The 12,023-nt window shown below is 56.5% G+C and carries 12 protein-coding genes; 8 read left to right on the forward strand and 4 right to left on the reverse strand.

Features of this window, described 5'->3' with window-relative positions; genetic code table 11:
* The first annotated feature begins 35 nt into the window (after positions 1-35).
* The 3 genes from HGK27_RS24915 to HGK27_RS24925 are packed head-to-tail and all read left to right on the forward strand — an operon-like array spanning position 36 to position 2,561.
* Positions 36-1,202 carry a thiolase domain-containing protein gene (locus HGK27_RS24915; protein WP_206243526.1) on the forward strand — a complete coding sequence of 389 codons (1,167 nt, stop codon included), beginning with the start codon at positions 36-38 and terminating at the stop codon, positions 1,200-1,202.
* 10 nt (positions 1,203-1,212) lie between these two features.
* Positions 1,213-1,920 carry a CoA transferase subunit A gene (locus HGK27_RS24920; protein WP_206243527.1) on the forward strand — a complete coding sequence of 236 codons (708 nt, stop codon included), beginning with the start codon at positions 1,213-1,215 and terminating at the stop codon, positions 1,918-1,920.
* A 2-nt stretch (positions 1,921-1,922) separates the two neighbouring features.
* Positions 1,923-2,561, forward strand: coding sequence for a 3-oxoacid CoA-transferase subunit B (locus tag HGK27_RS24925; protein ID WP_206243528.1), 639 nt, complete (start codon positions 1,923-1,925; stop codon positions 2,559-2,561).
* A gap of 596 nt (positions 2,562-3,157) precedes the next feature.
* Here the strand turns inward: HGK27_RS24925 and HGK27_RS24930 are convergent.
* The 4 genes from HGK27_RS24930 to HGK27_RS24945 are packed head-to-tail and all read right to left on the reverse strand — an operon-like array spanning position 3,158 to position 6,530.
* Entirely contained in the window at positions 3,158-3,967 is an 810-nt protein-coding gene (locus HGK27_RS24930) for an SDR family NAD(P)-dependent oxidoreductase (RefSeq protein WP_206243529.1), read from the reverse strand.
* A gap of 42 nt (positions 3,968-4,009) precedes the next feature.
* The gene (gene lldD, locus HGK27_RS24935) at positions 4,010-5,152 is read right to left on the reverse strand and encodes an FMN-dependent L-lactate dehydrogenase LldD (RefSeq protein WP_206243530.1); all 1,143 of its coding nucleotides are present in this window, start codon (positions 5,150-5,152) and stop codon (positions 4,010-4,012) included.
* Positions 5,149-6,189, reverse strand: coding sequence for a fumarylacetoacetate hydrolase family protein (locus HGK27_RS24940; protein ID WP_206243531.1), 1,041 nt, complete (start codon positions 6,187-6,189; stop codon positions 5,149-5,151). The genes lldD and HGK27_RS24940 overlap by 4 nt, the downstream gene beginning before the upstream one ends.
* Positions 6,189-6,530, reverse strand: coding sequence for a putative quinol monooxygenase (locus HGK27_RS24945; protein WP_206243532.1), 342 nt, complete (start codon positions 6,528-6,530; stop codon positions 6,189-6,191). Before HGK27_RS24945 ends, HGK27_RS24940 begins: the two co-directional genes overlap by 1 nt.
* A gap of 84 nt (positions 6,531-6,614) precedes the next feature.
* Between HGK27_RS24945 and HGK27_RS24950 the strand changes: the two genes are divergently transcribed.
* From HGK27_RS24950 to HGK27_RS24970, 5 genes are all read left to right on the forward strand, one after another.
* The gene (locus HGK27_RS24950) at positions 6,615-7,892 is read left to right on the forward strand and encodes an MFS transporter (protein ID WP_206243533.1); all 1,278 of its coding nucleotides are present in this window, start codon (positions 6,615-6,617) and stop codon (positions 7,890-7,892) included.
* 13 nt (positions 7,893-7,905) lie between these two features.
* Complete coding sequence (locus tag HGK27_RS24955; protein ID WP_206243534.1) at positions 7,906-9,123, forward strand: MFS transporter; 1,218 nt, start codon at positions 7,906-7,908, stop codon at positions 9,121-9,123.
* Positions 9,124-9,198: 75 nt separating this feature from the next.
* Positions 9,199-9,966, forward strand: coding sequence for a glutathione S-transferase family protein (locus HGK27_RS24960; protein WP_206243535.1), 768 nt, complete (start codon positions 9,199-9,201; stop codon positions 9,964-9,966).
* An 84-nt stretch (positions 9,967-10,050) separates the two neighbouring features.
* Positions 10,051-10,857: a FadR/GntR family transcriptional regulator gene (locus tag HGK27_RS24965; protein ID WP_206243536.1), complete on the forward strand. Its 807-nt coding sequence runs from the start codon at positions 10,051-10,053 to the stop codon at positions 10,855-10,857.
* 71 nt (positions 10,858-10,928) lie between these two features.
* The gene (locus HGK27_RS24970) at positions 10,929-11,609 is read left to right on the forward strand and encodes a TetR/AcrR family transcriptional regulator (protein ID WP_206243537.1); all 681 of its coding nucleotides are present in this window, start codon (positions 10,929-10,931) and stop codon (positions 11,607-11,609) included.
* Positions 11,610-12,023: the final 414 nt, after the last annotated feature.

Below are 12,023 nucleotides of genomic sequence, written 5' to 3' on the forward strand. Positions count from 1 at the left end.
CGGGGCGATGCGCGGAAAAAAGGACGGCAATGGTCATGGATGCGTTCATTGTGGGTTGGGGGCATACGGCCTTTGGCAAGCTTGAGGGACTTGGGCTGGAGGATCTCATTCGGCAGGCTGCGCATGCCGCGCTGCTTGACGCTGGGGTCAGCGCAGATGAAGTCGATGGGGTCTGGCTCGGGAATTTCAATTCCGGCCTCGTTCCTGACGGCTTCTGCTCCTCGATGGTGCTGCATACGCACCCCGGCCTTCGCTTCAAGCCTGCGATCCGCTGCGAAAATGCCTGCGCTTCGGGAAGTGCGGCGATCTATTCCGCCATCGACGCCATCAACAGCGGGCGCTGCGAGGTCGCGCTTGTTGTCGGTGCCGAAAAGATGACCTCAAACGACACTGCAGGGGTGACGCGAGCATTGAGTGGTGCGAGCTACCAAGCCGAGGAAAGCGGCGTGAGCTTTCCGCAGATTTTTGCTCGCTTTGCCGAGGCCTATCGCGACAATTTCGGTGATCCGACCGAAGCGATGGCACGGATCGCGGTGAAAAACCATGCCAATGCTATGCGCAATCCGCTTGCTCATATGCGGCGGGAAGTCGACCTTGATTTTTGCATGGCCCCGTCGGACCGTAATCCGGTGATCGCGCCGCCGCTGAAACTCAGTGACTGCTCGCTGATTTCAGATGGCGCAGCCGCTGTGGTCATCGTCAACCGGTCTCGCCTTTCGCAGTTCCGGCGCGCGGTCGGTTTCCGGGCCGCGGAAATGGTTAGTGACCTTTTGCCGCTTTCCGCCAAAAGACCGGAACGTTTTGAGGGGCCCACGCAAGCGCTCCAGCGTGCTTATCGTCGCGCGGGAGTGACCGTCTCGGATATCGGGCTGGCTGAGGTCCATGATTGTTTCACAATTGCCGAACTGCTGGCTGTGGAAGCTATGGGCCTGGCGCCTCAGGGGCAGGGCGGCGCGGTTATCCGCGAGCGTCAGACCGAGCGCGATGGTCGGCTGCCGATCAACCTTTCCGGAGGCCTGAAGGCCAAGGGACACCCGGTTGGAGCGACGGGCGTTTCAATGCATGTTATGGTGGCCAGGCAACTGGTGGGGGAGGCTGAGGACATGCAGCTTGCTGTTCCACCGCAATTGGGCCTCTGCTTTAATATGGGGGGTGGCGCCGTGAACAGTGCTGTCTCAATCCTGGAACCGGTGAAATCCTAGGCTGCCTACCATGAATCGCATATTTCCCAGCGCGCAAAGCGCGCTCGATGGTCTGCTACGTGACGGCATGACCTTATGTGTCGGTGGTTTCGGCCTTTGCGGGATTCCGGAGCGCCTGATCGATGGTCTTCTCGCCTCAGGCGTTCGCGATCTTACGATTGTCTCGAACAATGCCGGGACTGACGGCCTGGGCCTGGGCAAGCTGCTGCGTTCCCGTCAGGTTGGGAAGATGATCGCCTCCTACGTCGGGGAGAACAAGGAATTCGAGCGTCAGTATCTGGCGGGCGAACTGGATCTTGAATTCAACCCGCAAGGGACGCTCGCTGAACGCTGCAGGGCAGGAGGAGCCGGCATCCCCGCTTTCTTCACGAAAACTGGAGTGGGGACGCTTGTCGCTGAAGGCAAGCAGCACATGGATTTCGATGGCGAGACCTATATCATGGAGCGCGCAATCAGGGCCGACCTGTCGCTTGTCAAGGGTTGGAAGGCGGACAGTGCCGGTAACCTGGTCTTCCGTAAAACCGCGCGCAATTTCAATCAGGTGATGGCAACTGCCGCGCCAATCTGCATCGCCGAGGTTGAAGAGATCGTGCCCGAAGGGCACCTCGATCCCGACGGTGTGCATCTGCCAGGCATTTATGTAAAACGGCTGATCAATGGCTCTCCCTACGACAAAGCCATTGAATTCCGGATGACGCGCAAGCGGGGGGGAAGCTGAGGATGGTCTGGACGCGGGATGAGATGGCCGCGCGCGCGGCTAAGGAATTGCGTGACGGCTATTACGTCAATCTGGGTATCGGGATTCCCACCCTTGTCGCCAACAACATTCCGGACGGCATGTCAGTAACTCTCCAATCGGAGAATGGTATGCTGGGAATTGGTCCCTTTCCCTATGAGGGTGAGGAAGATCCCGATCTCATCAATGCCGGCAAGCAGACGATCAGCGAATTACCCAATAGTGTCTATTTCGGGTCGGAGCAAAGCTTTGCGATGATCCGGGGAGGCCATATCGATCTTACCATTCTCGGCGCCATGGAGGTCAGTGAGGATGGAGATTTGGCAAACTGGATGATCCCAGGCAAGATGGTCAAGGGCATGGGCGGTGCCATGGATCTGGTTGCTGGTGTGAAACGGATCATTGTCACGATGGAGCATGTCGCGAGGGACGGCTCGCCCAAGTTTCTGCCAGCGTGTAGCCTGCCGCTAACCGGCCGGGGGGTGGTCGATATGCTGGTCACCGATCTCGGTGTGTTTGAGCGCCAGGCGAAGGGGGCGCCCTTCCGTCTGATTGAAACTGCATTGGGGGTCACAGGAGATGAGGTGAGAGCGAAAACGCTTGCTCGCTACGTCACGGTATAGGCCATTTTACTGTCTGTTGAAGTGGCGTCGGTGGCCTGGGCCTAGCCGTTGTCTGAATCCTTCGGGTTTTCGCCGACGACCGGTCAGTGGTGTCTGTGAGGAGATCGCGTCTCTTCACCTCGCCTGCACGGTTTTGAGGCTTGCTGCTATATGTTGCCTGACCAAGACCCTTCAAGCTCGATTTTGGGTATCCTGTCGGGCGATCTCAAAATCGAACAGTGCGGTGTCGAGCTTCGCACGAAAGTGGCCACTAAGGTTCGGGGTCATTTGGAGCCGCCAGGCAAACGCCATCGTGCCTGCAGCAGGTTCGCAGTCCAGCAGAAGGGATATGATGCCGGTATTGGGTTCGGCAAAGTTGGATCGAGTACACCTGGGTCCGCCCAAGCTGAATGTGACTGAACCACGCACAATCTTTTGAGCTGCACGCACACCTGACCATGCAGTAAGGAAGTCTTACCAGCCAATCGAAACGGCGATCTCTCGGTTGACATTTGTGCCGCACGAAGCGGAGCATTGAACCTAGCCGAATATCGTGCCACGCCGCTCGCGATCGGCTCGGGAGCGTTAATCAGATTATTTTAGACGATGACCAATATTCAAGAAGTTTGATTTCGGTTTATAAACCTGAGCGGGTTCAGTTTGGTCTTGGCAAGTTCAACAATATCGGTTGCGTAATTTGGGTGAGTGCAGATTAAAAACTCATCATCTTTAATCTTCTCGATGAATGTATCGGCAACGCTATCCGCGGTCGCGCCTTGAGCAATAGCGCCTTGTAAATGTGAGAACTTCGTCCCCGCCACTCCCGATATGGCATTCTCCGTTGCGGTTGCGCTGGGGCAAAACGAAATAACGCGAATGGGTTGTTTCGTTGAATTAAACGCGACGCTCATCGCGGTGGCCAGGCCAAAGAGGGCATGTTTAAGCGTCGAGTAGGGAATGTGAATTGGCATCGACCTATCAGGAAGCACTGCCAGTGTCGATGAGGTTATTGTGATCACGCCTTTGCCATTATTTTGCATTCTGGGAATGAAATTTTCCAAAATTCTTATATAGCCGAAGAAATTTACCTCAAACGCGGCCTTCCAGTGGCTGGCGGAAATGTCGGAGATCTCCCCGAGTGTTCGCGAGTAATCCACAACGGTGATGATAAGATGATCCGGGCTGCCATGCGCTTCGAAAATTTCCTCGCAGATATTACGAGTACTCTCGTCACTGCCTACATCCATCTTGTAGCCGGCCACGGTCCCGCCAGATGTTGAAATTTCCTCACAAATTCTTGAAAGGTTAATCTCGGAAATATCACAGACAATGACGGAGGCCCCTTGGGCAGCCACCTTTCTCGCTATCGCGGCACCAATTCCCGCCGCGCCACCGACAATAACGAATGTCTCGTTGCTGAAGTTCATATGGTGTCCGCCCTATCTTTCATGACAGAGAACTCAAGTGGTTCATCTTATGATGTTATTTGTACACAGGTTGTGGACATTGGTTTCACCAGTGAGTGCCATGGCGACCAGCATCTCGCTTCTGATGGTGTCGATCAAATTGGACACGCCTAATTCGCCCCGCGCCGCAAGCGCATAAGCCCAGGCCCTGCCGATCATCACGGCGTCGGCGCCCAGAGCGATCATGCGAACAACATCCAGACCTGAACGGATACCACCGTCAACCATGATCGTCGCCTGACCTGACAATGCTTCTGCGATAGCCGGGAGGGCTTGCGCACTCGATACGACTCCATCGAGCTGGCGACCGCCGTGGTTGGAAACGATGACCCCGTCCGCGCCGGCGTGTATTGCTTCCTTCGCGTCGTCAACATCGAGTATCCCTTTGACGACCAGCGTTCCAGGCCATCGTTCCCTCACCCATTCCAAATCAGACCAACTGGCGGAAGGATCGAAATTGGTGCGCATCCAGGCAAAGAAATCCTCCAAGCCGGTGTTGCGTCCCAGCAATGGGGCAACGTTGCCCAAGGTATGCGGGCGGCCGCGCAAACCGACATCCCAAGCCCATTGTGGTTTCATTGCGGCTTGGAAAAGGCGACGTGCTCTACCAACGATGCCGGGTGCTCCGGCAAGGCCTGACCGGTAATCTCGATACCGCGTTCCCGGAACGGGCATGTCGACCGTAAAAACCAATGTCTTGCAGCGGGCTTCCTGAGCGGTTTCAAGCATCTCCCTCATGAAGCCACGATCGCGAAGCATGTAGAGCTGGAACCAGAACGGTCTGGTCGTTGCGCGTGCCACCTCAGGAAGTGAACATGCCGACACTGTCGAAAGGGTAAAGGGGATGTTCTTCTCTTGTGCGGCACGCACCGCTTGAACCTCGCCCCGCCTCGCATTCATACCAGCGAGACCGACCGGGGCCAAAACCAACGGCAAGTCGATGGTTTGGCCAAAAAGATCTGTGGTCAGGTCGATCGAGGAAACATCGCGCAGAACCCGCTGGTTCAATGATATTTCCTGAAGGTCGGCCATATTGCGCCGTAAAGTCGTCTCGGCGTATGAGCCGCCATCAATGTACTCAAATAAAAATTTTGGCAGTCGGCGTTTCGCTGCGCTCCTGTAATCAAAGACTGACAAGGGAATCATGGTTGAGATCCCTTAGGCGAAGCGCTGCCGTGATCTTCAACCTGCGAAGCAATCACCCTGTTTCTGAGAATGCCGATACGCTCGACCTCAAGCTCGACAAGATCGCCATCCTGCAGAAAGCGATCATGCTCCATGCCGCATCCGTCGCCTACCGTCCCCGAACCGAAGAATTCGCCTGCGTGGAGCGTTTCAGACCTTGAAATATGGGAAATCAGGTCCTCGAATTTCCAGTGCATATCTCGCGTGTTGCCGCGGCCCCATTCCTCGCCGTTGACCCGAACAGCCATCTCCAGATTGTAGGGATCGGGGATCTCGTCCGCGGTCACCAGGCAGGGGCCCATGGCGTTCGCACCATCGAAATCTTTGCCTTTGCCCGGGCCAAGTAGGCCGGGCATGTCCCTCACCTGTTCGTCGCGCGCAGAGAAGTCATTGAAGATGGTGTAGCCGAAAATGTGATCGCGTGCTTTCTCGCGAGCGATGTCCTTGCCGCTCTTGCCGATGTAAATCCCGAACTCCAGCTCGAAATCCATTCTCCGACTGTAAGACGGCCATGTCACTGTCGCCTCCGGACCCGTTACGCTGAAGCGGCTGGGATGGTAAAAGAGCGGGCGCTCATACCATGCGTCAGGAATCTTGAAGATCCCGTCGCGCTCCATCTGGGCCATAGCTGCATCGGGATCGGAGGTCAGTGCGGCACGAAGCCGCCGTGCCTGCTGGAAGCCCTGGTGTAAATGCTTTTCAAAGCACAAGAAGTCGCGCATTTGCGGTGGTTGGGGTATCGGCGCCAGCAGCGTCAGGCCCTGCACGGGCCGCACGCATTTGCCTGTCAGACTGGGGGCCAGCCTAGCCAGTTCATAGGCGTGATCGAGTGCGTCAGCTCCTGCTTCCGCCAACTGTACGACCTGTTGCAGTGCGGCAGGGCAGGGCTCTGCGTAGCGCTCCGTGTGAGCATGGGCAAAATCGAGCACGAAGCCGTCATTGTCGAGCAGGCAGCCGGAGCGTGGACCCTCGGCTGCCAGATAGGTTACCAGTCGCATCAGAGCGGCTTCAGCTCACCATCGACAATTCCGTAGCGTGCCTGATCCCAATAGATCTCGAGGCCGCTCGTCCCTGTCCTGCGATTGTCGGGCGTATCGCGGAATTGAGCCCCCGCGCGCTCGCGCTTGGATTGCTTCTCCCAGTGAGCATCGAACGCGGAGCGGTCGGCCCAATGCTCAAGGACCGCGAAATGATCGGGATTTCGCGTGCTGCGGAAGAGTTCGTACTGGATGCAGCCTTCCTTGGCGTTCATCAGATCGTACTCGGGGGCCCATGCTTCCGCGAATTGATCGCCCGTGCCCGGCTTCACATTGATGTTGATCACGATACGAATAGCCATGTTATCTTCTCCCAAAAAATCACTTGGTGACTTATTGAAATTGTCGAGCTATATGTCAAGCGCAATCAGGAAGAGGTGAGGACGGTGGAGGCTCGCGAAGGCGTCGACTCGAAACGACGGCGAAGTACACTTGCTGCCTGCGCGGTCGGAGCGGCGCTGGGATATGGCACGCTGGGCATTGCCGTCTTCGGTCAATTCGTCGTTCCGCTGAGCGTCAAATTGAAATGCAATCCTGAAGATCTCGAGCTTGCCTTTTCGATCATGGCGGTCGGAAGTGTGCTTGGTCCTCCTGTGGCCGGGGCTTGCATCGATCGATACGGAACCAGGCTTGTCGCCGCGATCTCGGCGGCGCTTATGGGTGTGATGCTCTTTGCCCTGGGCTCTGCGGCAAGTCTGATGCAGGTTTACGTGCTTTACGGTCTGGTGTCGCTGCTTGGGACTGGCACGCTGGTTGTAGGTTACTCGCGCCCGATTGTCGCTGCCTTCGATCGTGATCGGGGAATGGCCCTCGGGCTTATGCTGGCGTCCGTCGGGGCTGCCAGCGCGATACTTCCTCCTGTTATTGCCAATCTGAACGAACGCTATGGCGTTGGGGGTGGTTTTACGCTCCTTGGCGGAATCTCCTGCGGGGTTGCGCTGATTGTGGTTGCGTTCATCCCGACCCGGGGTGGCGGGGGACGTGTCGTCCTCGCTGCAGCACGCTCCCGGGGTGTGACAGCGTCCATTTTCTCCCGGACTGGGATGACGCTACTTGCAATCAGCTTCCTGCTGGGTGTCTTTACCAGCGGGGTGTGGAGTCAGGCTATGCCACTGATGCTGGCCAAAGGCATCGATTCTCACAGCGCCGCGACTGTGATGAGCTACCTTGCAGTCGTCATGACCTTAACACGGATCGGTGCGGGCTGGGCGATGGACCGGATCTTCGCGCCTCGTCTGGGGGCGCTTCTGATTCTTCCTGTCCTCCTTGCTTGGCTGATCTTTGCCGGGGCATCGGACCTGCGGACGGCTATGTTTGCCGTTGCCGTCCTTGGTGTCGGAGTGGGAGTGGAATTTGACCTTCTGTCGTTTCTTGTGAGCAGATACATGGTGCGTGACGTCTATGCCGGCGTTTACGGCATCCTTTACAGTGCCATCTCGCTGGGGCTTGCGGCAAGCCGACCGCTGGTGATGTTTGTGGAGCACATGGCTGGCAGCATGGCGGTTGCGCCCATTGTTTTGGCCGCGGCGACCGGGGCGGCCACCCTCTTGCTCCTTACCCTCCCATCCTATTCCCTTGGCTTTGCCGCGGAGCGAGGCAGCCGCGACCCAGGCAGCGGAACGATGCTGGCAAATGGGAACCTGGTGGTGATCGATGGGCAGTAATGGCAGAAGTTTGATGTCGTCTCGACAGGTGCGGCTGCTTTTCGCCTGCGCCATCGGCATGGCGCTTGGCTATACGACATTGGGGCCCGTGATGTTCGGCCAGTTCGCAGTTGGGCTGACCAAATCGTTGAACCGCTCAGCCGATGAGGTCGGGTTTGCGATCTCTTCGATGTCGATCGTCGCCGTCTTCGCGCCTCCTCTGGCCGGTTGGCTGATCGACCGGCACGGGGCAAGGCGCGTGATTCTATGTTCCGGACTGGGGATGGCTGTGGTTTTTGCCGGGCTTTCCGCGGTACGCACGCTGATCCCGGTTCTTGTCCTCTACGCGTTGCTTGCCGCGGTTGGCGCGGGCACATCGCCCGTGGCCTATGCAAGGACAATTATTGCCAATTTTGATCGTCAACTCGGAACGGCGCTCGGGATCGGGCTGGCTTCGATTGGTGTGGCCACCGCGCTCCTGCCGATTGCCGCGGTCAAGCTAATGGCGATGGCAGGCATCGCGGGCGGGTACTGGTTGCTCTGCCTTGCTGCCATTCTTGGTGTGGCTCCTGCCTATTTTCTGCTGGCGGACGATCGGCCTGCTATGGCGGAGCGCTCCAGACTGACCAGAGCATCGACCAGCGAAGTCTTGGGGCATGCCGTCACGCTGCCCGGATGCACAATGCTTTTTATCGCACTTCTGCTCGGAATCTTTACGGCGAATGTGTGGGGCAATGCCGTGCCCAAACTGATCGCCAAGGGGATGAGCGTGCAGGATGCAGCGCTGACCATGGTCGCTTTGTCGGGGGCGATGACCCTGACCCGCCTGGGGGCTGGATTTGCCCTTGACAGGCTGTTCGCGCCACTCGTCGGGGCCGTGCTTCTGCTCCCCGCGGTAGTGGCCTGGATTATCCTCGCCGTGTCCGACAGCCATTGGATGCTCGTTTGTGGGATGATGGCCTTCGGTCTCGGGCTGGGGGTTGAAATTGACATTTTCTCCTATCTGACGAGCAAGTATTTCCCTCGTGAGATTTATGGGACATTTTATGGACTTATGTTTAGCATGCTCGGTTTGGGCGGTGCCCTGGCCCAGCCCACCATGGTTGTTGCGCGGGCTGTGAGCGGAAGCGCAATGGCGGGTGAATTCACCGTTGCCGCCTTGGTTGTTGTGGCCATCGCGTTGCTCCTGACTCTGCCAGGCTATGATCGCTTCGAGCGTGCCGATGCTGATGGCATTGGGCACGCAGCATAAACTTCCGTGAATTCAAAAGGGATATCCCGTTCGACACTGCGTTTGATTCGCGTATTTCAAAGAGGGGTTCATTCCGTGAAGCTTTTCTATTTGCCAGGTGCCGTCTGTGCGCAAAAGGCGCTGCTGACCGTCGTGATGAAGAAAGTGGATGTCGAGACGATCGCGCTATCGCGTGAAGATCTGGTCAACCCTGAATATTTACTGCTAAACCCCAAAGGTGTCGTTCCGACGCTTGTTGACGACGCTGATAACATCATCGTGGAATCGTCGACAATCATGCGGTTTGTTGATGAGAGCTTTCCTGGCATCTCGCTCCAGCCCGAGGTGCCTTACTTGCGAGCGGTCATGAACAACTGGATGAAGGTGATGGACGAAGACCTGTTTCCCGCCATCGGCTGCTTCACCATGGCCACCCTTCTCAAGGTGATGTTCGATCGGCTGACTGACGAGGAGCTTCTTGAGCGAATGGAGCGGATCGCGGGGCCAGCGGTGGGGGCGATGCGATTTGATGCCGTGCGTCATGGGGTCGAGTCGCGTGCGGTCAACGGGGCAATCTCGACGTGGCGAAAGCACCTTTGCGCAATGAATGTGGATCTTGAGGGGCGGAGCTGGCTGGCGGGGGAGAAAATTTCACTAGGCGATATTGCTCTGGTTCCCGCATTCATCCGACTTGCCGATCTCGGCCTCTCTCCTTGGTGGCAGGATGAGTTTCCAAACGTCGAGAGATGGTGGAAGGCAGTGACAAATCTTGAACCAATAAAAGCCTTTAGTGTGGATTTCCCCAATCCAATGGCAAGCGGCCTTTATGCTTCTGGCGACAGGTTGCGTCAAAAAATCCTCTGATGACACATCAAATCACCCAATGACTTTGTCTATTGAGCGCGGCTGCCCTTTGGACTATCGATGGGTAAAGGAGTCAACAGTTAAATGGTAATCGCATCCACGCGGCCGATCGGAAGCAGGATCAAAGTGGTCGATGAAATCATCGAATCTCTGCGCCAACAGATTGTGTCAGGAAAGCTCGGTAATGGAGCGCGATTGCCAACCGAGAAGGAGCTCGCCCAGCAGTATGCGGTAAGCCAGCCGACAATCCGCGAGGGGATACGCGCGCTCGAAACGCTCGGGCTCGTTGAAGTCCAGCACGGTAGCGGAACATTCGTTCGCAGTCAGGGAGGGTATGCGCTTGCGCTTTCGTTACAGACCCTCCTGCAGCTCGAGGGTGTGAGCATTCTGGAAGTGCTGCAGGTACGCCAGCTCCTGGGGCGCCAATCGATCCAGACAGCCGCTCAAATGGCAACCGATGAGGAAGTGGAGCGCATCAGGCTTTCGCTGCTTGCCCTGGATCGTCTGGAAGAGGTCTCTACCGTAGAAGAGGTATTGCGGCGCGTCATCGATTTTCAGCGGACCATTTCGGTTGCCTGTCGCAACCCCCTGCTGCATACGCTCGAAGTGTTCCTGGTGACACTTCTGCTTGAAGTTCAGGTTATCCCCCCCCGAAAGCGGGGCGTGAAATACTGGCGCGAACGGGCTGTTGCCTTTCAGAATGATCGGCGAAAGATTTTTGAGGGTATTGAAGCGCACAATATCTCGGTTGCCGTTGCTGCGATGGAGTCCTATTTTGAGCACCAGCGGGAGAGATTTGTCGAAGACAAGGCTTTGGGCGCCCTGAATCTTTCAGATCCTCGGCTTATCGAAGGTCTTGCTGAAATGGTTCGTCAGATGAAGACGGCCTGAGTTCGAAGGATGGGTGGAGTTGAATGTGCGATGCGCGGTGTCTGCCGCCTGTAACTCTTTGGGGCGCTGGGGTGAGTAGCCAGATCCATGATCGGAGTGGTCGTTCGATGTCGAAAGTGGCGGCGCTCGCAGGGAGCACCATCGGGCGGCGGGAAAGCCAAAGGCAGAATCGGCGAGAGGCGATCATTGCAGCGGCTCGGAGCGCCTTTTTTGAGGGTGGTTTTGCTGCCGTCTCGATGTCGGATATTGCCGCGTCAATCGGCGGATCGAAAAGCACCCTTTGGTCGTACTTTCCTTCAAAGGATGCTCTTTTTTCAGCCGTCATCGAAAGCGCGGCTGTCGAGCTGCATGGCAAATTGAAAGGGATCTTAAGGTCTGAGCTCTGTAGTTCGGAAAAGCTTCACGAATTTTCCTTGCGTTATATCGAAACGGTCTGTTCCGAGAGGTGCATAAAGCTTCATAGATTGATCATCAGCGAAGCGGAAAGATTTCCCCGAGTCGGGGAGATTTTTTATGAATGTGCGGTCTCGGTTGTTCATGATGAATTGCGAGCCTACTTTCTTGTAGAGATGCTAGAAGGACGGATGAGGCAGGCTGACCCTTCACAGGCCGCGTCCGAATTCGTGAGCCTTTTATGCCGTCCGCAGCATTTCGAGCTCTGGAATATTTCTGCTCTTAAGTCTGGTTCTGACCGGGAAGGGTATGCGTGCAGGGCGATAGACACGTTTAGGCGCGCATATCAGAAGGTGTAGGTGTTCAAATCCGGGCATGGACAAGAACATCAAAGTCGACTTGCCTCGAGATGTTATCGTACCTAACTGCCGTGAGGTCAGGGCGTCGGAATAAGTTGACAGTCAGTTTCGGAGCCGCAGGGTTACCAGCATTGGCACCAGTACGCTGGCACCAAGACTTGGGTGAGGTCGGTTGGTGCTGTCTCCTTCTCAAGCCAAGTTAGCCAATCTATAGGTTAAGGGTTGAGGTTGGTGTGCGAAAGATTTAAAGTTATTACTGTCCTTATCCAGAAATAGTGGGCGTTCCTCTTATCGGAAGCGACTTAAGGGAATTTTGTCGTGGACGTGCCGATGCCCGATTGATTCCACTGGCATCTGGGAAATCCAAGCACTTTACGAGATTGACAATCAATCACTTGGGAGCCTCGACATCCT

The sequence above is a fragment of the Novosphingobium terrae genome (assembly GCF_017163935.1).
Classification (GTDB): domain Bacteria; phylum Pseudomonadota; class Alphaproteobacteria; order Sphingomonadales; family Sphingomonadaceae; genus Novosphingobium; species Novosphingobium terrae.

Excerpts from the sequence above, each read along its gene's own strand:
- HGK27_RS24915 (WP_206243526.1), top strand. The coding sequence starts at position 36 with ATGGATGCGTTCATTGTGGGTTGGGGGCATACGGCCTTTGGCAAGCTT.
- HGK27_RS24920 (WP_206243527.1), top strand. The coding sequence starts at position 1,213 with ATGAATCGCATATTTCCCAGCGCGCAAAGCGCGCTCGATGGTCTGCTA.
- HGK27_RS24925 (WP_206243528.1), top strand. The coding sequence starts at position 1,923 with ATGGTCTGGACGCGGGATGAGATGGCCGCGCGCGCGGCTAAGGAATTG.
- HGK27_RS24930 (WP_206243529.1), bottom strand. The coding sequence starts at position 3,967 with ATGAACTTCAGCAACGAGACATTCGTTATTGTCGGTGGCGCGGCGGGA.
- lldD (WP_206243530.1), bottom strand. The coding sequence starts at position 5,152 with ATGATTCCCTTGTCAGTCTTTGATTACAGGAGCGCAGCGAAACGCCGA.
- HGK27_RS24940 (WP_206243531.1), bottom strand. The coding sequence starts at position 6,189 with ATGCGACTGGTAACCTATCTGGCAGCCGAGGGTCCACGCTCCGGCTGC.
- HGK27_RS24945 (WP_206243532.1), bottom strand. The coding sequence starts at position 6,530 with ATGGCTATTCGTATCGTGATCAACATCAATGTGAAGCCGGGCACGGGC.
- HGK27_RS24955 (WP_206243534.1), top strand. The coding sequence starts at position 7,906 with ATGTCGTCTCGACAGGTGCGGCTGCTTTTCGCCTGCGCCATCGGCATG.
- HGK27_RS24965 (WP_206243536.1), top strand. The coding sequence starts at position 10,051 with ATGGTAATCGCATCCACGCGGCCGATCGGAAGCAGGATCAAAGTGGTC.